This window comes from Pseudomaricurvus alkylphenolicus (assembly GCF_011683955.1).
In the GTDB taxonomy this organism is placed as follows: Bacteria; Pseudomonadota; Gammaproteobacteria; order Pseudomonadales; family Cellvibrionaceae; genus Pseudomaricurvus; species Pseudomaricurvus alkylphenolicus.
Genome location: NZ_JAAQPI010000001.1, coordinates 291,763 through 310,039, shown reverse-complemented (window position 1 = coordinate 310,039; position 18,277 = coordinate 291,763). Strand labels below are relative to the sequence as shown.

The following is an 18,277-nucleotide window of genomic DNA, read 5'->3' as shown; positions in this document are numbered from 1 at the left end:
ATGCCATACGTGACAGCTTCAGACGGCTGCCGCCTGTATTATGAAGTTAAAGGCAAGCAAGATGGACCAGCGATTTTCATTGGTTATCCATGGATAGATTCCTTAAAAGCAATAATGCTCTCAACAGGGGCATATGAAAATAAAGCAGAATATGAAGCAGGGTTAAGTTCCAACAAGATAGTCATTGATGCGTTCGTCGACCGCTACAAAGTCGTTTGCATTGATTTTCCGAGAGGATACGGAAAGACTGATGTTGGGTCATTTACTCCAGATAAAGTCGCTTCTGACTTGGTTGCAATAGCGGACGGAGCCGGCGTCGATAAGTTTGTTTTGTTGGGGTTCTCATTGAGTGCAGGCTATTCGTTGAAAGCGGCTTATCGAACAAGCCGTTGCGCTGGCTTGGTCATTGGAGGGTGGGCTCCGCTGGAAGGTGGCTTTGTTGACATGATAAACGGGTTAACCAACAAAAAGACCAATAGATTATTAATGCTATTGAGAATAACCCTGAAAATAAAGATGGTTAAGCTGTTCATGAATAAGGAAAAATACAGAGTTCTTAGCGAACAGCTTTCTATGTTTGAGAGTACCAAAGAGTACTATTATTCCATTATAAACAGTCAATTTAATGATGAAGTAGAAACCCCAAAGCTGAAACAGAAGATTAAATACCTTTTCTATGGATCTGAGGACTTGGGTGTTCCAGAAATGGACCTTGCAACAGAAATAGCACCGACTATTCGCAGGCGCCAAAAGGAATTGGAAGAGCTTGGCTGGACCGTTGTAGAACATAAAGGCTTCGACCATAAAGGTGTATCGGAAACGTCCGAAGGTGTCAAAATATTCTTGTCAAGTGCACTAAGTTACCTGGAAGAATACAGCTGGTGATTGCACATATTCTTGAAGATACTCGGCCAACTTGAAGCCCACAGCTTGGTAAAACTGGGCGAGAAGCAAACCATTACCCTTGATCAAAGCCGTGAGATCTTGGAGATGGCCGTGCAGTAACGGGCAATGCAATCGTGGCCAGAAACATACAATTTCTGGCCGTATCTTAACCTGTTTTCCCATAACTTAGCTAAAATCAGGAAACACGGTCAATCTACCGAAGGTAGAAATAAGGCTAGAGTTTCTGCACAAAATCAGGATAAGTTATGAGTTCCCGCGAAAAAACGCAACCTAAGAAGCATCTGGAGATCAACCCGTTACCAGCGGTATTCTCAAACGCGGAGCAGTTCGAGCTGCACTCTGAAAAAATAGGAGAAGAGTATCTGATCCAGGTTGGGCTGCCAGGCTCCTATGCAACGGGGGACCGACATTACCCCGTTGTGTATGCACTGGATGGCAATTTGTTCTTCGGTATGTATAACGACACCATTCGCCTGCTGCAAATGGATATGATCGAACCCGGGATACCGGAACTGATTGTTGTCAGCATCGGTTATGTAAAGGCTGCGCAATGCGGCTTCTTGCGAAACCGGGACTATACACCCAAAGGGTCTGTCCCGGACAGCTTCTTTCAATATTTCGATAGCAAGCTGGAATCTGAATCCTTTAAACATCTGGAAATCGTAAAAGTAGAGCCTGGCGGCGCCGACAATTTTCTGAAATTTATTGAGCACACTCTCGATCCTGTGATTCGCCAGAACTACCGAGTGGATGACAATAAAGCGAGTATACTGGGTGACTCCTTCGGCGGTCTTTTTACCTACTATGCTTTTCTCAAGCAAAGCCCTTTATTTGATAAGTACTGGATCGGCAGTCCTGGTCTGTTGCAGGAGGACTGCAAACTGGTCGAAGAATTGCCCGGATTGTTGTTGGATACCGACTTCGACGGGCAGCGGGTCTATATCTCCTTAGGGGAAGGAGAGCTGAGCCACAGTTTCTATGGCACTATGGGCCGCAATTACACTAAAATAACTACTCACATCAAAACAACGCCGGGCAAGAATCTTTCGGCCAAATGTGACGTTCATCCAGGTCAGACCCATGCTTCTGTCGTTCCAGCCGCATTGATGCAGGCCATCCGTTTCCTGTATTCAGAGAACTGATCCGGACTTCATTTTTCTGATTTCGCTTGGGGTTCGCTTAAACCGCCTCTTAAATGCGGTGGCGAAGTGGTTTGAACTGGAAAAACCGGTCTCCTCGGCGATCAGGGCTACCGATTTGTCGGTTTGTGTGATCAGCCGATGGGCCTCGTTGAGACGAAGGTCTCGGTGGTAGTCCGCAACAGTTGTACCGTATTGATCTTTAAAGCCAGCAGTCAGTTTGCTCCTGCACAGCCCCACATCCCTGGCGAGCTCATTAAGAGAGTAATGGCCCGCCAGATTCTGTTCCAGCAGTGTCTTCGCCCTCGCCAACAGTTTGTTGTCTTTGTTGATGGCACCGGTCTCAATCTGGGAAAAAGACTGCATAAATTCAAACATCATGGTATTAGCCAGGGACAATAACCGCAGGTAGCGCAGGTTATTGTGTTCGGGGCTGTTCAACATTTGTCCGGCGAGTTCGACTGCGTGGTAAGGAAGGTTAAGTGATTGCAGCTGATAGTTGTTGTTGGCGTTCGACCAAAATTCCATCAGCTGTTCGGGCAGTTCCTGTTTGCTCATCCCAAGAGCCTGTTCGATTAGTGCCTTCTTAAACAAAAAGTTAACGGATTGATTGTCACGGTCCTGATCCGGGGCAATGGACACCTGGGAGTTTGATGGTGCGAAGAACAGTGAGACGAATGGGTTACCCTCTTCAACGGCGATGGGACCGATCGACGGGAATTCACCTCGTCCGCTTAGGCCAATAGAAAACCCCATCAGATCATTGCCATCAAAGTTCATCTCGAAACCGGAATCAACGGAAAGTCTGACGATGGAACAAGACGCGTAGGGTGACAAGCGAAATGACTCAATGTAGTTGTCCTGGTTTTCCGGCGTTGGGCTTATCTTGACCAGATTGCCACCACAGCTGATCTGGCAACAGGGGGAACTGTTTTCAATAATCGTCGACCCGGTGTTGGCGCTATCCAGCAATGTTCCCGCAACAAGGGGCTTGCCATGGAAGAGCTCTAGTGGTGTCGCTTGATAGAGACTGGTGCTGAGACTCATGGTTATCCGGCTCTAATGTGACTTCAGAAAGACATCCGTGGTACAAAACATAACAAAAGCCTATATACAGCGAGTGCTATTAGCTCGAACAGTAATAATCCAGGTAGTCCCTGTTTACCCACGCGTGTCAAATTACCTGAAACCTACCGCAGCGGTCAATGACGGCCGTTTTCAAAGACTTTATGGCTGCTAGTGTACATCACCGACAAACGCTCTCGATACAATTAAGCTTCCTTGACTCAACAAGCACAGAGAGCACAACTCTCAGTGAGCTGTTCAGGTTGTATGCACTAAAATAAGAGGACTGGAGAGACAAATGTTGACAACTCAGACAAGCAGCCGACTCAAACAGGGTCTGCTATTCATGGCCATAAGCACAGCCACGAGCACGCTTTGGGCCAACGACAATGACTGGATGCTTGAGGAAATTATAGTCACGGCAGAGAAACGGTCAGAAGGGGCTTCGGTCGCAGATACCCCGCTTGCCATATCGGCCGTAGGCGGCGCGGAGCTGGAAGCGCGTGGCTACACCTCACTGTTCGAAGCTATTTCAGTCAATCCCGGTGTCAGTTCTTCGAAGGTGGGCGGGCAGGGGGAATCTGTCCAGATCAGAGGCATCTCATCCACCATTGGCGATTCTCCGGTGGGCTATTACTTGGACGATATGCCCTTTACGCGGGTGGGGCAGAACGTTTCCCCGGAACTCAATCCCTACGACTTAAACCGTGTTGAGGTATTGCGCGGTCCCCAGGGAACCCTCTACGGCTCCGGATCTTCCGGTGGTACGGTTCGTATCATCACCCAGGATCCTTATCTAAATGAGTTTTCCGGGAAAACCACTGTCGCTACCTCCTTTACCGAAAGCGGTGGCAACAACTGGAAGGTGCAGGGCGCGGTAAATATACCGCTGCTGGAAGATACTCTGGCGCTCAGGGTGGTCGGCTCCCAGATTGAGCAGGCGGGTTATATCGACCGCCCGCTTGAGGGTATCGATAACTTCAATGATATGGAGGATTCCTCCTATCGAGCGAAACTGCTCTACACGCCAACGGAAAAGCTGTCCATCAAGGCGTCTGTCTGGCACACAGAAAACAGCCAGCCGGCGCCCTTTGCGGACGAAGAATTGAATTACAGCGCCGTTTTTTTTGAACTCGATCCTGTTACCTTTATGCCGTCGGGTAGCGTACGCCCTGCAGAGGCAGCCTTTTCTTCGACGGAAAACGAGTCTGATCTCTATGGTGTCAGTGTCGAATATGTGTCCGACAACTTCGTATTCGTCAGCACTACCTCCTATCTTGAGGGGGATTCTGTACAGGGGTATGACTCGCTGGGGACACCATTCGTTCTGCAAAACACATCCGAAAGCTTTTCCCAGGAATTTCGCGTTAGCACCAGTCTGGAAGGACGATTAAACTGGACGGCAGGTTTGATGTACCAGGACATGGAAACCACAGCCGCCTCTGATGCCGGATTCGTTTTTCAGGGCGTACCCACCATTTCAATGACTGAGTTCACCAATGGCACCTCGTCATCACAGCAGTGGGCGTTGTATGGCGAGCTGCATTATCAACTGGCGAACACCTGGACAATGACGCTTGGTGCCCGTTACTTTGAGGACGAGCGAGAAGCGAGGGATGAGGGGCCTTCGGCACCATTCCTGGGGTTATTTGGTATTGCTAATCCACGCAAGGATACCTTTGAAAAGCCCACGGGACGACTGAATCTGGCCTGGACGCCCGATGAAGACTCTCTTTATTATCTTAACGTGGCGCAAGGGTTCCGCAGTGGTTATATGAATCTGGGTTACAGCATTGTGTCGGGTGCCGGTGTGGGTGTTGTGGTGCCGGAAGTCGCCGATGAGGAGCTGGTGACCAGCTACGAGTTGGGGGCCAAGGTCAGCTTTTTGGAAGGTGACCTGTCACTGGAGGCGGTTGCCTATTACCTCGAATGGGATGACATTCAGACCTTCGTCACCTTTATCGATGCCCAGGGCGCTCCGGGTACCTACGGTGAGAATGCTGCCTCTGCGGAGGGCACCGGCTTTGAGTTGGGTCTGGTCTATCGTGGCATCGAGGGGCTGATCCTTTCCATGTCGGGCAATATCAATGAAACCGAGTATCAGGACGACGGCGCGGGTACGGGCACTCAGAAAGGGGATCAGGTGAGTATGGCACCGGAAGCGACTCTCTCAGCGTCAGCCGCGTACCGCTGGCAGCTGGGAGATATGATGGCTTCAGCCTTTCTCAATGCCGTTTATACCGATGAACGCACCGACTATGCCCTGTTTTCATCCTTTACGTCTGATGCGACCACCGTTATCAACGCCAGGATCGGTATAGAGTTGAATGATCAGACGGGTGTTTTCCTGACCGTCGAGAATCTCTCCAATGAAGATGGTGCCTTGTCCCAGTTGGCCGTCTTCGATGGTTATGGTGTTCCGGCAGTGAGGCTTAAACCTCGCACGGTCGGCGTCGAAGTAAACTACAACTTTTGAGGGACGCAGGGGTGTTCGGCCCCCTGTCCCGGTCCCAATCATCGTAGTGGAGTAAAACATGCAGTCTGTGGTAAAGACAGCCAATGGCAGGATTGCCGGTGTCGAGGAAAACGGTGTCGCGGTTTTTCGGGGAATACCCTATGCCCAACCGCCGTTTGGTGGGAATTTGTTTAAGCCTCCGGTTTTGCCAGAACCTTGGGAGGGGGAGTTCGTCGCTGACAGCTATGGCGCGACTGTGCCGCAGGTCAAAGCCCACGGCTATTTTGGTGACCTGTGTTCTCCCAAATACCCTGCAGGGGACGACTGCCTGAATCTCAATATCTACACACCGGATACAGAGGCCAGGAATTTGCCGGTGTATGTGTGGATTCATGGTGGCGGTTTCTTTATGGGCTGCAACTCCGACGAGGTATACGACGGCTCCTCGTTTGCGAGAGATGGCATAGTGACGGTGACCATCAATTATCGGCTGGGCGCGTTGGGCTATATGCATCTGGCAGACTATTTTCCGTCTTTGAATGGTTCGGACAATCTGGGCCAGAGGGATCAAATTGCCGCACTGCAATGGGTGCGAGACAATATTAGAGCCTTCGGGGGCGACCCGGATAACGTCACCATTGGTGGTGAGTCCGCCGGGGGAATGGCGGTGGCCACGCTGTTGGCCATGCCGGAGGCGAAAGGTCTCTTCAAGCGGGCCATCCTTCAGAGTCAGGCTCTGCCAAATTCTCTTTCCAGAGATGAAGCCAACAACATTACGTCCTTGATGATGGAACGACTGGGCATTGAGCGCGGTGATACCGAAGCTCTCTGCAAGTTACAGATAGAGGATATTCTTCAGACTCAGACCGAACTCTCGGAGGAGCTGCTGGATCCGGCGGGGGATGGAAAACTCGAGAAGTTCGGGGTCAAGTGCGCTGTTGGATATATGGCCTTCTTGCCAGTGCATGGCACGGACTCCTTGCCCGTCTCACCCAACACCGCAGTCCAGCAGGGTTTCTGCAAAGACATTGATGTCTTGATTGGCTATACCAAGGACGAGAGCAGTCTGTTTATGGTGGATACCTCAACGGCGTTTTTTAACCCCGAGGTGGCCAGACTTTCGCTGCAGGCTGCTCTGGGGGAGGAGTCGGAGTCTCTCCTGCATCGGTATCAGTCGAATCATCAGGGTATTAGTGACTTTGAATTTTGCATTCGCATTGAATCGGACAAGATGTTCTCCGCCATCACTCATATCTTTACCGAGTACCAGGCTGCAAACAGCGACAATGTTTGGATGTATCGGTTCGACTGGGAAACTCCCCAGATGGAGGGGCGCCTGGGTGCGCATCATTTTCTGGAGGTTCCGTTTACATTTAATCGTATGGATAACTGGCAGGCCGACAGCCTGATTGGTGACTGCAAACCCTACGATGTCTCCACAACGATTCACAACTACTGGGTAGCTTTTATCAAAACGGGAGATCCGAACAATACAAGCTGCCCCACATGGCCAAGATACAACAATCAACGTGGTGAGGTGATGCTGTTTAATACCACATTCGAGGTGAAACCCTGGCCCATGGAGCGGGAAGTCATTGATATCTGGAAACACAGCGTTCTGATGTAACCTCAGAGAGAAAAAACAAGGTGAGAGATGTATAACCTGACACAACCTTTAAAAACGGTGGCAATGGCCAAGCCCAACAAATTGGCGACAATAATGGGAGAGCGACAACATACCTGGTCCGAGATGCAGGACCGGGTATCCAGGTTGGCAAAAGGGCTTCGCGATCTGGGTGTCAACCAGGGTGACCGTGTTGCCATGCTGTCGCTAAATTCCGATCGATATCTGGAGTACTACTATGCCGTCTGGTGGAGCGGCGGCCTGGTCGTACCTCTTAATACCCGCTGGTCCGCGACAGAAAACGCTTATGCGCTTAATGACTCAGGTGCGAAGATCCTGTTGGTTGACCGGGCTTTTTCACTTCAGTTGGACGATATTCAGAAAGAGGCCAATGGGGTCAAAAGCGTCATCTTCTGTGATGACGGTGAGGTTCCGGCGGGGATGCTGGACTACGAAGCATTGATCAGAGGCTACCAACCCTGTGATGATGCCGAGCGCAGTGGAGACGATCTGGCTGGAATCTATTATACCGGCGGCACCACCGGTTTTCCCAAAGGCGTAATGTTGTCTCACCAGGCCATCTGGTACAACAACGTCGTTAACAGTGTCAATGTCAACTACAATCGCGGCGGCGCCTATCTGCATGCGGCACCCATGTTTCACCTGGCGGACGGCGCTTATTCGGGTGCAACCATGAGCAGTGGTATGACGCACGTGTTTCTGCCAACATTCGATCCCCAGCGCGCAATGGACATGGTCGAACAATATTCTGTGACCCATACCATCCTGGTTCCCACCATGTGGGGAATGGTGCTGTCTCATCCACAATTTGACCCCGAAAAGCTTAAATCCTTGCACACCTGTATCTATGGCGCATCACCCATGCCAGAAGGGTTGTTGAGTCAGCTGCTGGAGTATTTTCCAAACCTCAATATCATTCAGGGTTATGGTCAAACCGAAATGGGCCCCGTGATCACCAATCTTAATGCAGAGGATCACCGGGAAGGATTTAAACAGGGAGGAAAGCTCCGCTCCGCCGGAGTAGCGGTACCAGGGGTGGAGGTCAGGATTTGTGACGAAAATGGCCACGACCTTGCTAATGGAGAAGTGGGAGAAATCTACGCCCGCTCTCCCGGGGCAATGTCGGGCTACTGGAATCTGCCAAAACAGACCGAGCAAACGCTGATCAATGGCTGGGTGAAAACCGGCGATGGCGCTTACCGTGATGAAGATGGTTTTATCTTTATCGTTGATCGCGTCAAAGACATGATTGTTTCCGGTGGTGAAAACGTTTTTTCGGCGGAGGTGGAAAACGCCATTTCTACGCACCCCGATGTCGAAGCGGTAGCGGTTATTGGTATTCCGTCGGATAAATGGGGCGAAGCGGTGCATGCGATTGTGATTCCCAAACGCGATGCCAACCTGACGGAAGACAGCATCTTTTCGCACACCAAAGGTAAGATCGCCAACTATAAACAGCCCCGCAGCGTTTCGTTTCGAGAGGAAGCCTTTCCACTTTCCGGGGCAGGAAAAGTCTTGAAGCGGGAACTGAGAGAACCCTATTGGCAGGATAAAACATCTGCTGTCAATTGAATTACCGTCAAGTACCACTCAAAAGTACAACTAAAAATTTGAAACCAGGATAAACCATGTCTGTAGTGAATGAAAAAATCGCCATCCGAAAAGTAGTCCAGAAATATATAGACGCATGGGTAGAAAAAGACGTCAGTATTTTTGACAGCCTGTTTCATCCCGATTTTATTATGACAACCATTAAGGAAGGCAAACCCGTTGTCACCGGTGTTGACGTGATGATCAAAGTCATGAGTGAATCAGCTGCATCCTGGCAGGACTATATAGCGGACATCACTCACATCCAAATCGCGGGCCCGGTTGCCACAGTCGAAGTTGAGGAATTTGGATTTAACGACATCAACTTACTGGCTACCGATTTCTTTCAACTGATGAAAATCGATGGCGAATGGATCTTCACCGCGAAAACCTATCATTTCCACAGTTAGAAAATGTCGGTGAGGATGCTTCCATGAAAAACGTACACCCCGAGCTTATTCACTATTTAAAGCGATTCTACCCCGCGGGTTCCGGTACCAAGCCGTCGCCCTACGACGTCTCTGTAGAGGATACCCGAGCTTTCTACACCGCTTTTCACCCTTCCACACCCGAGATCGGCGTCGGTTCAGTGAAGCAGTGTCACATTCCCAGTGGTGACCACCAGCTGAAGGGGAGAATCTATACCCCAGGGGGCAATGGGCCCTTTCCAGTGATTGTGCACTACCATGGCGGCGGATATTGCTTTGGTTCGCTGGACACCCACGATGCCCAGTGCAGACACCTTTGCCGGGTATCGGAGTGTATCGTGGTTGCCGTCGACTATCGACTGGCACCGGAACACAAGTTCCCCGCCTCCCAGGACGATGCCTACAACACCCTGGTCTGGGCGCATGACAATGCCGGTTCTCTTAATGGCATTGCGGAACGTATAGCCCTCGCTGGTGACAGCGCCGGCGGCAACCTGACTCTGATTACCGCTTGTCGCAGCCGAGACTTGCATGGACCCAAGGTTTCCTTTTTGTTGCCTGTTGTCCCTGCAGTGAAATCCACCTTTGAAGAGGACGACATTGCTGCCGGAGATGGCATGACGCTGGATATCGCAAGACTGGATTGGTTTATTGATCAGACTTTCGAGGACAAGAGAGATCTGGAACACCCGGAAGTGAATATTCTGGGCCGGCAGAACCTTGAGAATCTGCCTCCGTCGCTGGTGGTCACCGCTGAATTCGATATTCTTCGTCCGGCTGGAGAGCAGCTGGCAGTAAAATTGCGGGAGGCGGGTAACCGGGTGGAGTATATGTGTGCAGATCGTATGATTCACTCATTTTTCACCATGTCTAATGTGGTACCTGCGACACGGCCGTTTGTAACGCGGGCGGCGGAGGCGGTCCGGGCTGCGCTTTATGGGGCTTGCCACTGAGGTCCCTCTAATTACGGCATTCCCGGTCTGCCGAACAGACTGGGAAGTAATCCGATTATTTCGGGAATTTATTCCGCAATATATCCACTAACATAGCCTTTCGACGACTAAATGAAGGCAGCATATGTTTGTGGATGACAAAATCGAGATTAAGAAAGCTATCCAGTCTTACATCGACTCATGGGTTGAGCGCGATGTCGAGAAATTCAAATCACTTTTCCACCCGGAATTTATTATGGTTGGTCCTGGTAAGGATGGCCCCGAGTACTATGATATCGAGAAGATGATCCCGAGATTTTCAAGTGCGGATACGGATTGGAGTCAATACCGGGCAATAGTCAGTTTTGTGGATGCAGCCGGTGATGTGGCCAGTGTTATTGTTGAAGAATTTGGCTTCGCGGGCTTGATGCAGCCTGCTACCAGTTACTTTCATCTGGCCAAAACAAAGGGTAAATGGCTGATTACGGCCAAATCCTATCACTTCCACTGAGTCGTTTAGCGGAATGCCAAAGTCGGTTATTCAGGATACGCCACCCATGATTGAGAAACCTGCATTGCACCCGGAGTTTCAACCTCTGGAAGATTTCATCGCCAAGAGAAACAGTCAGTTAACAACCAAACTTTCAGATATTCCCGTATCGCAATACCGTGGCATGTATGCCATGGCCCAACCGGCGGCTCCCGAAATTGAAGTAGGCCGCGTTGAGGAAGTATCCTTCCCGGGGCCGGACTCTGTTCTGCGGGTACGAATATACACTCCCAAAGGCAGTGGTCCCTTTCCTGTTGTTGTCTACTATCACGGCGGAGGTTTTACATTGGGCGGATTGGATACACACGATGCGCCTTGTCGCTTGATGTGCCAATTGACTGGCTGCATGGTGGTATCTGTAGACTATCGCCTGGTGCCAGAACACCCTTATCCGGCCTTTAGGGATGATTGTTACGCCGCCTTGGTTTGGATCGCTGAAAACGCACAGTGTTTCGGCGGTGATCCTGAGCGACTAGCCGTGGCCGGGGACAGTGCGGGGGGATTGATTAGCGCAAATGTCGCTATTGAAGCCAGAGACAAAGGCGGTCCGAGGATATCATTCCAGCTGATTATTGTGGGGGCCTTGGACTCTGATTTGTCCTCTGAGTCGTGTCAGCTGCGCCAATACGCAATGTTGACGTTGGAGAGTGCGAAGTTCTTCAATAAATATATATTCTCTGATCCCAGCATCCTGGAAGAGGAAGGAAAGCCAAGACTTCCATTGTACTTCAGGCCAGCGGATAATGATCTAAAGGGTTTGCCGCCAGCGATGGTGCTTGTGGCGGAATGTGACTTTCTGTTTGAGGTGGGAAAAATCTATGCAGAAAAGCTCGACAGCGCCGGAGTGGCGGTCGAGTTCTTAGTTGGCGAAGGAATGCCGCATCAGTTTACCTCGCTGGCTCATAAATTCCCGTCTGCTCGGGTCTATTTTGAGCGAGCATGCGCGGCGTTATCGCGAGCACTCGCCGAAGAGTGAAAATATCCTGCTGAGGCGTCCAAGGGCGCCTTTCCCACAGTGCCCTTAAGGTTTAATGTTATTAACCAGTGTTTTCAACTGGCCGGTTTTTCTCGCGTCTCTGGGCGATACACCAAAGCGTTTCTTAAACAGAGTAGAAAGCTTGTTGTTGCCACTGAAGCCTGTTTCCTCGGCGATAATGGCAATGGGTTTGTTGGTGTGCCTGAGTAGCCGGAAAGCTTCTTTCAGTCTGACTTCCCGCCGGAAATCCGTTGCGGTGAGACCGTATTTTTCTCTAAAGTCCAAAGCGAACTTTGTCTTGCCGATACCTACCTTGCTGGCAATCTGCTCCAGAGTGTATTGGGATTGCAGATCTTCCATCAGCAAACGCCTCGCAAAGTCGAGTCTATCTGAGTAGGTATCCACCTTGCTGTCCAAATCCGCCAGAGCCTGCAGAAGCTGCAATAACAGGTAGTTACAGCCGGCCGAAAATTGACGATAACGTAATGGACCTTTCATGGGGGACAGCAACAGTTCCTCTGCAAGAACTTTCGCTCCGTGTGAAAGGGATATTGGCATATACATGCATTTATCGCTTGACGTCTCATAAAACTCAGTGAGCGAGCTCGGGAATCCCTCTCTATTCATGCCGAGAGATTTTTCAATGCAATCTCTATCAAAATAGATACATATCAGCTTGTGTTCAGTGAAGAGATTGGGCTGATAAATGCCGGTTTCAAAATCGGGGTAGCTGCACAGATAAGCGATTGGTTCTTCAGTAGAGCAGCCGATCAGCCCAGCAGGGGTAATTGACTCAAAGTTGTAGCCGATAACGAATCCCATCAGGTTTTTCAGCTGTCTTGGGACAGAGAAATCCCTGCCGGGAGTTAGGTAAACAGCCCCGGAATAGAGCTCCTCAGATAATTGAAAGACCTGAAAATAATCGTTGCCGTGCTGGTCATTCAGAAGGTTCTGGCCCGAACGCCCTTGAGAGCGGCAAGGGAACTCATATGACAACATGGCCGGGCCCTGGAACTCCAGCGTTGCACCGGTATGACGGTTGGAGCTGTATGCAATAACTTCCCTGTGAATTTGATTGATCAGGCTTGAATCACTGCTGGGCAAATCCTGCATGATAAACTCATTCTATATAGGCAATTGTTATATTAAAAGGCGCTTAACCATAATACACCTGAACGAATGACCACTCAATGTATACCAATACCGGCCTATGAACGATACGGGAAATTGTTCGTCCGCGGAGGGAAATGGGGAAGTTGTATCTGCACTAACATGGATCTGAACACAATTGGTGCAGTTTAGTGTCTGTCCCATTTTATATAAGCGGTACATTGAGGAGTTCAGCTATGAATAATCATAACAAGTGTTTTTTTCCATCGTGGTATCTCGCCACGGCTATCGCGACCGTGGTTGCCGCACAAGCAGGTGCACAGGAAGCGGATAGCGCTATTGATGACGCATTTGTTCTCGAAGAAATTGTTATTTTGGCTGAAAAACGCGGTGAAGGCCGATCGGTGATGGATACCGGTTTCGCCATTACAGGCGTATCAGGCGACCAGCTTGAACACATGGGGGCTGACTCAATTCAGGATGCCCTGGCCGGAGCGCCAGGAGTTAATTTTACCCAGACAACAGGCGCCAACGAGATGAGCATCCAGATACGTGGTATCTCCTCTGACTTTGGCGATGCTACGGTAGGTTACTACTTTGACGACCTGCCTTTCACGCTGATCAATACCTCACATGTGCCGGACATCAATCCATTTGACTTGCAGCAAGTGGAGATACTGCGTGGCCCGCAAGGAACCCTGTATGGCGCGGGTTCTTCGAGCGGCGCGGTTATTGTGCGAACGCAACCTGCTGATACCTCCGATTATGAAGTTAAGCTGGATATCAGCGGATCCAATACGGAAGGGGGAGGGAGTAACTATGGCGTTAATGCCGCCCTCAATGTGCCGGTGATTGATGAGGTTCTGGGTTTGAGGTTTGTTGTCGGTCATGAAGACAATGGAGGTTACGTTGACAATGTGGTTACGGCGGAGAATGACTTTAATGATTCAGAGCGGACTACGGTACGTGCAAGACTGACCTACACCCCGACGGACAACCTGGAAGTTCGGGGTTCTGTCTGGCACTCGGAAGCGGATGCCGCTCCGGGATTCTCCAATGCTGATTACGTGAATACTTCAATCAATCTTTTGATCCCACAGGGAAATTCCGGTCTGGATTATTTCGATAATTCCCAATTCTCACTTTATAACACGGTGATTGAGTATAGCTTTGATGGCTTTGACCTGTACTCAACAACCAGTTATATCGAATCAGAACAACAACGGGTCGATGGCTTGACCACTACCCTGGTTGATCTTGCGATCGATCGAAAAAATGAGGCCATCAGTCAGGAAATCCGACTGTCTTCAACGGGCGACGGTGCGTTTTCCTGGAACGGTGGTCTGTTTTACCTGAAGGGAGAGCAGGATGATGATGCGACGTTATTCACCCAGCCACCAGCACCATCACAGGCAATTGTCGGATTTTCTGAACACTATGAAGACGAACAGTGGGCGGTATTCGCAGAAGTTCATTGGACTGGATTTTCCGATATTCTGGAGTTAACCGCAGGGCTGCGTTATGTCGAAGACGAACGAACAGCTGTTGAATCTGCGCCGGCTAACGCAGCGGCCGCTGCTTTTCTTGGCGTTGATAACCCTCGCAAGGAAGAGAACAATGATATCACTCCCCGTTTTAATGCCACGGCGCGCTGGTCTGAGGATTTTCTGACCTATATCAATCTGGCCAAGGGGTTTCGGCCGGGTGCTCATAACTATCTGGCTTCGGAACTCTCTGCATTTCCAAATGGGATTTCTGCGGCGGATCCGGAAGAGCTGTGGACCTACGAAGTTGGTACCAAGGTCACTCTACTGGATGGTGATTTTTCCTTTGAGGGCGCACTCTATTTCAATGACTGGAGTGATGTTCAGGTTTTTCAGACATTTATCGTGAATTTTGGAGGAATACCAACGCCTGTACTGGTTGGTGTTAACGGTGGAAACGCTGAATCCTATGGTGTAGATGCCAATTTTGTTTACACGGGTATTTCGGGACTAAGGCTGCAGGTCGGGGGTAATGTAAATTCCTCCGAATATCTGGACACGGTCGGGACGGCTCCAGCACAAATTCCTTCGGGTTCAAGGATTCAGCAAGTCCCCAAATATACCCTTTCAGCGGCTGCTGACTACCAATGGTCGATTGCGTCGGACGATTCAGGCCTGCAAGGTGTCTTCCATCTCGATATTCAGCATGTTGACGAAAAACCGAGTTACAGCGTCGGTTCGGCCTATTCAAGCGACAAAATTACCCTGCTGAATGCTCGAATCGGTGTTGAAGGCGATAACTGGGGTGTATTCCTGTTCGGCGAGAACCTCCTGGGAGAGGATGGTCTACTGACTTCCGTACCAACCAGCATAGATCCAGGTATTCTGGGCCCGCGTTCTCGACCAGCTACTTTTGGGCTTAATGTCAAATATCAGTATTAGTCTCAACAGGCGAACCAGTTATGAAATACAGTGATCTTTTGACGAACAAAAATCCGGAAGAGCTGGGCTTTTCACCCGACCGGTTACATAGAATAGCCACCACCTTGGAAAAAGCGGTCAAAGACGAAGTTGTACCGGGCTCAGTAGCGATCGTAGGGCGCAAGGGACACATCGCCCATTGTTCAGTCCATGGCTGGCAAAGTGTCGAGGAGTCGATGCCTTTAGGGGTCGCCAGCCGCTTCCGGCTGTACTCACAAACCAAACCGGTTATCGCCGTACTGGCACTGCGATTATTCGAGGAGGGTCTGTTCTTTCTCGACGATCCCGTTTCCAGGTATTTGCCCGAGTTTTCCAACAGGCAAGTACTGGTCCCCCCTGTCCCCGGTGGTGTACGCAGCGATGTAACAATGGCTCACACCGTTCCAGCAGAGCGTGAGATCACGGTATTCGATCTGCTGACAATGACATCTGGGCTGCCGCATTTCAGTACTATGCCGGCAACCTATGCATCCGCTGTTACGGCACCGTTTCTGGGCACGGGCATGCTGCCCGGTCTGGTCGACGATAAACTCAACAATCCTCCGCAACCGTTTGAGCAGATGATTTTGTCCCTGGCCAATCTGCCGCTTCAGTCGCAACCGGGTGAATGCTGGAGTTATGGTCATGATTTCGACGTGCTTGGCCTGCTGTTGGAGCGGGTCACCGGTCAGAGTCTGGAGACACTCTGTGACACGCATATTTTTCAACCGCTGGGAATGGGCGACACGGGATTTTATTGCCCCGAGTCAGACGTCGATACGCTGACGGCGGAGTACCAATGGGATGACAGCGGCGCATTTGTATTGCGGGATGCTCCATCGACAGCAGAGAAGCTGGACGGCAAGGACCGAAAACTGATCTCGGCCAATGGTATGTTTGGGGGGCTGCTGTCATCACCGAGGGATTTTTCACTGTTTGCGCAAATGCTGCTGAATTCCGGAGAGCTTAACGGAGAGAGAATTCTCGGCCGCAAAACCATCGATCTGATGACAGCCAATCATATCGGGGGTAAGTCAGTGAATATAATGGAGGGGCCACACCATGGTTTCGGATTTGGCGTGTCTGTTCGTAAGCAATTGGGTGGTACATTTATGCCCGTGTCCGCAGGCGCCTATGGTTGGAGCGGAGCGGGTGGCACCTACTTTGTTATAGACCCGATAGAAGATATGTTCTGTCTGTTCTTCACTCATGTATTTCTCTATCCGATGGCGGCGAGAGAACACTTGCAGGACCGGGTTGTAAAGATGGCTTATGAGGCGCTTACCTGAGCGCCGTACCTACCCCACCAAAACTATCACAGCAGGAATACCGAAAAGATGTCTGCTCCTCAGTCACCCTTGGAATTGTTTTACCAATGGGAAAAAGAAACCCCCAACCGGATTTACTTACGCCAACCGAAAAACCTGCAATGGAGGGAATATACCTGGGCAGAGGTCGCCGATCAGGTTCGACGAATCGCCGCCTTTCTGATCAACAAGCATTACCCGCCAGCAAGCCGTATCGCTATCTGGTCATCAAACAGCAAAGATTGGCCCATATGTGATCTGGCGATTATGTTGGCCGGACATATCTCCGTACCCATATACCCTGGACAGGATTGCCAGTCCGCAAACTATATACTCAGGCACTCGGAAACAAAGTTGATTTTTTGTGGGGCTTTCGATCAGTCGGCAAAGGTCAAGGATGCTTTGGTAGAGGGGGTGGAAACCGTGGCAATGCTGGGTTGTGGTTTCGAATTCGATACCAGTCTCGAAGAGATTGTTGCCATCCATCAGCCATTTAGAGATTCTCCGATCCCGGAACCCGATGATGTCTTTACCACCATCTATACATCGGGTACCACCGGCAACCCCAAGGGCGTGATGCATATGCACAAAACCCCGGGATTGGTCGTACCCAGGATGTTGAAAGTATTAAAAATGGATCATGATGAAAACCGGCTGTTTTCCTTTCTACCCATGTCTCATGCGGCGGAGCGTATCGTGGTAGAGATGATGAGCCTTTACACGAATTCGCCCGTCTCTTTCTCCGAAGGCCTGGAGACCTTCGCCGATGAATTGCGTTCTGTCCAGCCGACGGTGTTCTTTGCTGTGCCTCGCCTATGGATGAAGTTCAAGGAAGGCATCGATGCCAAGATCCCGCCCGCCTCTCAGCCCTATCTGACCGAGGATCAAAAGGCAGAGATTATTCAACATTTGGGCTTAGGCAAGGCTCGTACCGTATTGACAGGTTCCGCTTCTTGCCCGGATGAGGTGCATGAGTGGTATTTGAACTTGGGGATTGTACTGCGAGAAGGTTACGCCATGACAGAGACTTTTGCTCACGGGTGTAGCTGGCACCATAATGATACGCCTTTGCTCGGGTCAGTAGGGATCCCCAATGATGACTCTGTACAGGTCAGAATCACAGATGCTGGCGAGATTCAGTTTAAGACGCCGGGTCTCATGAAGGGCTACTACCTGGAACCCGATGAAACGGCAGAAGTGATCGAGGATGGGTGGTATAACACCGGTGATTCCGGAAAAATGGATGACAACGGTAACCTTTGGCTCACGGGTCGCATCAGTGAAGTGTTCAAGACAAGCAAGGGCAAGTTTATCCAACCGGCGCGTTTGGAAAATCTTTTTGCGAGATGCCATCTACTGGCGCAATTCTGCGTGATCGGCCATGGATTTGATCAGCCGGTTTTGCTGACAACGTTATCGGAAGCAGGTGTTAATACATCGGAAGAAGTTTTACGACACGAGTTGGAAGATCTGCTTAATCAAGTTAACAGCGAGACAGCCGCTCATGAAAAGGTCGCTAACACAATCGTTGTTCCTGAATGGACCATTGAGAACGGCGGGCTTACGCCAACCTTGAAAATCAAGCGGCGGCAGATCGAGGAGCGTTACCGCTGCGCGATCAAAGAGAGTTTGGCAGGTCCTGCAGGCGGTCGCGTCCTGTTCTTGACTTGACTCCTGTCAAGTGTCAATTCCGGAACCACTCCCTATGGCCTTTCTCCAGTCGCAATAAT

At 50.4% G+C, this 18,277-nt stretch carries 14 protein-coding genes; 12 read left to right on the top strand and 2 right to left on the bottom strand.

Features of this window, described 5'->3' with window-relative positions:
* Both HBA55_RS01225 and HBA55_RS01220 read left to right on the top strand, forming a co-directional pair.
* Positions 1-885 (top strand): alpha/beta fold hydrolase, encoded by an 885-nt coding sequence (locus HBA55_RS01225; RefSeq protein WP_166985782.1) that lies wholly within the window; start codon positions 1-3, stop codon positions 883-885.
* Between the two features lie 266 nt (positions 886-1,151).
* Positions 1,152-2,048, top strand: coding sequence for an alpha/beta hydrolase (locus tag HBA55_RS01220; protein WP_166985779.1), 897 nt, complete (start codon positions 1,152-1,154; stop codon positions 2,046-2,048).
* Here the strand turns inward: HBA55_RS01220 and HBA55_RS01215 are convergent.
* Positions 2,037-3,092, bottom strand: a complete 1,056-nt coding sequence (locus tag HBA55_RS01215) for a helix-turn-helix domain-containing protein (protein ID WP_166985776.1) — start codon at positions 3,090-3,092, stop codon at positions 2,037-2,039. The genes HBA55_RS01220 and HBA55_RS01215 overlap by 12 nt on opposite strands.
* Before the next feature lie 316 nt (positions 3,093-3,408).
* Between HBA55_RS01215 and HBA55_RS01210 the strand changes: the two genes are divergently transcribed.
* From HBA55_RS01210 to HBA55_RS01180, 7 genes are all read left to right on the top strand, one after another.
* On the top strand, positions 3,409-5,586 hold the full coding sequence (locus HBA55_RS01210) for a TonB-dependent receptor (protein ID WP_166985773.1): 2,178 nt from the start codon (positions 3,409-3,411) through the stop codon (positions 5,584-5,586).
* Between the two features lie 58 nt (positions 5,587-5,644).
* Positions 5,645-7,192, top strand: a complete 1,548-nt coding sequence (locus HBA55_RS01205) for a carboxylesterase/lipase family protein (protein ID WP_166985770.1) — start codon at positions 5,645-5,647, stop codon at positions 7,190-7,192.
* A 27-nt stretch (positions 7,193-7,219) separates the two neighbouring features.
* On the top strand, positions 7,220-8,782 hold the full coding sequence (locus tag HBA55_RS01200; protein ID WP_166985766.1) for an acyl-CoA synthetase: 1,563 nt from the start codon (positions 7,220-7,222) through the stop codon (positions 8,780-8,782).
* Between the two features lie 56 nt (positions 8,783-8,838).
* Entirely contained in the window at positions 8,839-9,210 is a 372-nt protein-coding gene (locus tag HBA55_RS01195) for a nuclear transport factor 2 family protein (RefSeq protein WP_166985764.1), read from the top strand.
* 23 nt (positions 9,211-9,233) lie between these two features.
* Complete coding sequence (locus tag HBA55_RS01190; protein ID WP_166985761.1) at positions 9,234-10,181, top strand: alpha/beta hydrolase; 948 nt, start codon at positions 9,234-9,236, stop codon at positions 10,179-10,181.
* Between the two features lie 130 nt (positions 10,182-10,311).
* Positions 10,312-10,671 (top strand): nuclear transport factor 2 family protein, encoded by a 360-nt coding sequence (locus HBA55_RS01185; RefSeq protein WP_166985756.1) that lies wholly within the window; start codon positions 10,312-10,314, stop codon positions 10,669-10,671.
* A gap of 46 nt (positions 10,672-10,717) precedes the next feature.
* Entirely contained in the window at positions 10,718-11,686 is a 969-nt protein-coding gene (locus HBA55_RS01180; RefSeq protein ID WP_166985751.1) for an alpha/beta hydrolase, read from the top strand.
* Positions 11,687-11,731: 45 nt separating this feature from the next.
* Here HBA55_RS01180 and HBA55_RS01175 read toward each other — a convergent pair whose 3' ends face one another.
* Positions 11,732-12,799, bottom strand: a complete 1,068-nt coding sequence (locus tag HBA55_RS01175; RefSeq protein WP_166985747.1) for a helix-turn-helix domain-containing protein — start codon at positions 12,797-12,799, stop codon at positions 11,732-11,734.
* 233 nt (positions 12,800-13,032) lie between these two features.
* Between HBA55_RS01175 and HBA55_RS01170 the strand changes: the two genes are divergently transcribed.
* Genes HBA55_RS01170 through HBA55_RS01160 form a run of 3 tightly spaced genes read left to right on the top strand, consistent with a single transcriptional unit; the run spans position 13,033 to position 18,218 of the window.
* Positions 13,033-15,222 carry a TonB-dependent receptor gene (locus HBA55_RS01170; RefSeq protein WP_166985740.1) on the top strand — a complete coding sequence of 730 codons (2,190 nt, stop codon included), beginning with the start codon at positions 13,033-13,035 and terminating at the stop codon, positions 15,220-15,222.
* Between the two features lie 20 nt (positions 15,223-15,242).
* Positions 15,243-16,529, top strand: coding sequence for a serine hydrolase domain-containing protein (locus tag HBA55_RS01165; RefSeq protein WP_166985735.1), 1,287 nt, complete (start codon positions 15,243-15,245; stop codon positions 16,527-16,529).
* Positions 16,530-16,577: 48 nt separating this feature from the next.
* Positions 16,578-18,218: an AMP-binding protein gene (locus HBA55_RS01160; protein ID WP_166985728.1), complete on the top strand. Its 1,641-nt coding sequence runs from the start codon at positions 16,578-16,580 to the stop codon at positions 18,216-18,218.
* The last annotated feature ends 59 nt before the right edge of the window (positions 18,219-18,277 follow it).

What these genes read in the sequence shown, in the direction of transcription:
- HBA55_RS01225 (WP_166985782.1), top strand. Translation starts at nt 1, where the DNA reads ATGCCATACGTGACAGCTTCAGACGGCTGCCGCCTGTATTATGAAGTT.
- HBA55_RS01220 (WP_166985779.1), top strand. Translation starts at nt 1,152, where the DNA reads ATGAGTTCCCGCGAAAAAACGCAACCTAAGAAGCATCTGGAGATCAAC.
- HBA55_RS01215 (WP_166985776.1), bottom strand. Translation starts at nt 3,092, where the DNA reads ATGAGTCTCAGCACCAGTCTCTATCAAGCGACACCACTAGAGCTCTTC.
- HBA55_RS01210 (WP_166985773.1), top strand. Translation starts at nt 3,409, where the DNA reads ATGTTGACAACTCAGACAAGCAGCCGACTCAAACAGGGTCTGCTATTC.
- HBA55_RS01205 (WP_166985770.1), top strand. Translation starts at nt 5,645, where the DNA reads ATGCAGTCTGTGGTAAAGACAGCCAATGGCAGGATTGCCGGTGTCGAG.
- HBA55_RS01200 (WP_166985766.1), top strand. Translation starts at nt 7,220, where the DNA reads ATGTATAACCTGACACAACCTTTAAAAACGGTGGCAATGGCCAAGCCC.
- HBA55_RS01195 (WP_166985764.1), top strand. Translation starts at nt 8,839, where the DNA reads ATGTCTGTAGTGAATGAAAAAATCGCCATCCGAAAAGTAGTCCAGAAA.
- HBA55_RS01190 (WP_166985761.1), top strand. Translation starts at nt 9,234, where the DNA reads ATGAAAAACGTACACCCCGAGCTTATTCACTATTTAAAGCGATTCTAC.
- HBA55_RS01180 (WP_166985751.1), top strand. Translation starts at nt 10,718, where the DNA reads ATGATTGAGAAACCTGCATTGCACCCGGAGTTTCAACCTCTGGAAGAT.
- HBA55_RS01175 (WP_166985747.1), bottom strand. Translation starts at nt 12,799, where the DNA reads ATGCAGGATTTGCCCAGCAGTGATTCAAGCCTGATCAATCAAATTCAC.
- HBA55_RS01170 (WP_166985740.1), top strand. Translation starts at nt 13,033, where the DNA reads ATGAATAATCATAACAAGTGTTTTTTTCCATCGTGGTATCTCGCCACG.
- HBA55_RS01165 (WP_166985735.1), top strand. Translation starts at nt 15,243, where the DNA reads ATGAAATACAGTGATCTTTTGACGAACAAAAATCCGGAAGAGCTGGGC.
- HBA55_RS01160 (WP_166985728.1), top strand. Translation starts at nt 16,578, where the DNA reads ATGTCTGCTCCTCAGTCACCCTTGGAATTGTTTTACCAATGGGAAAAA.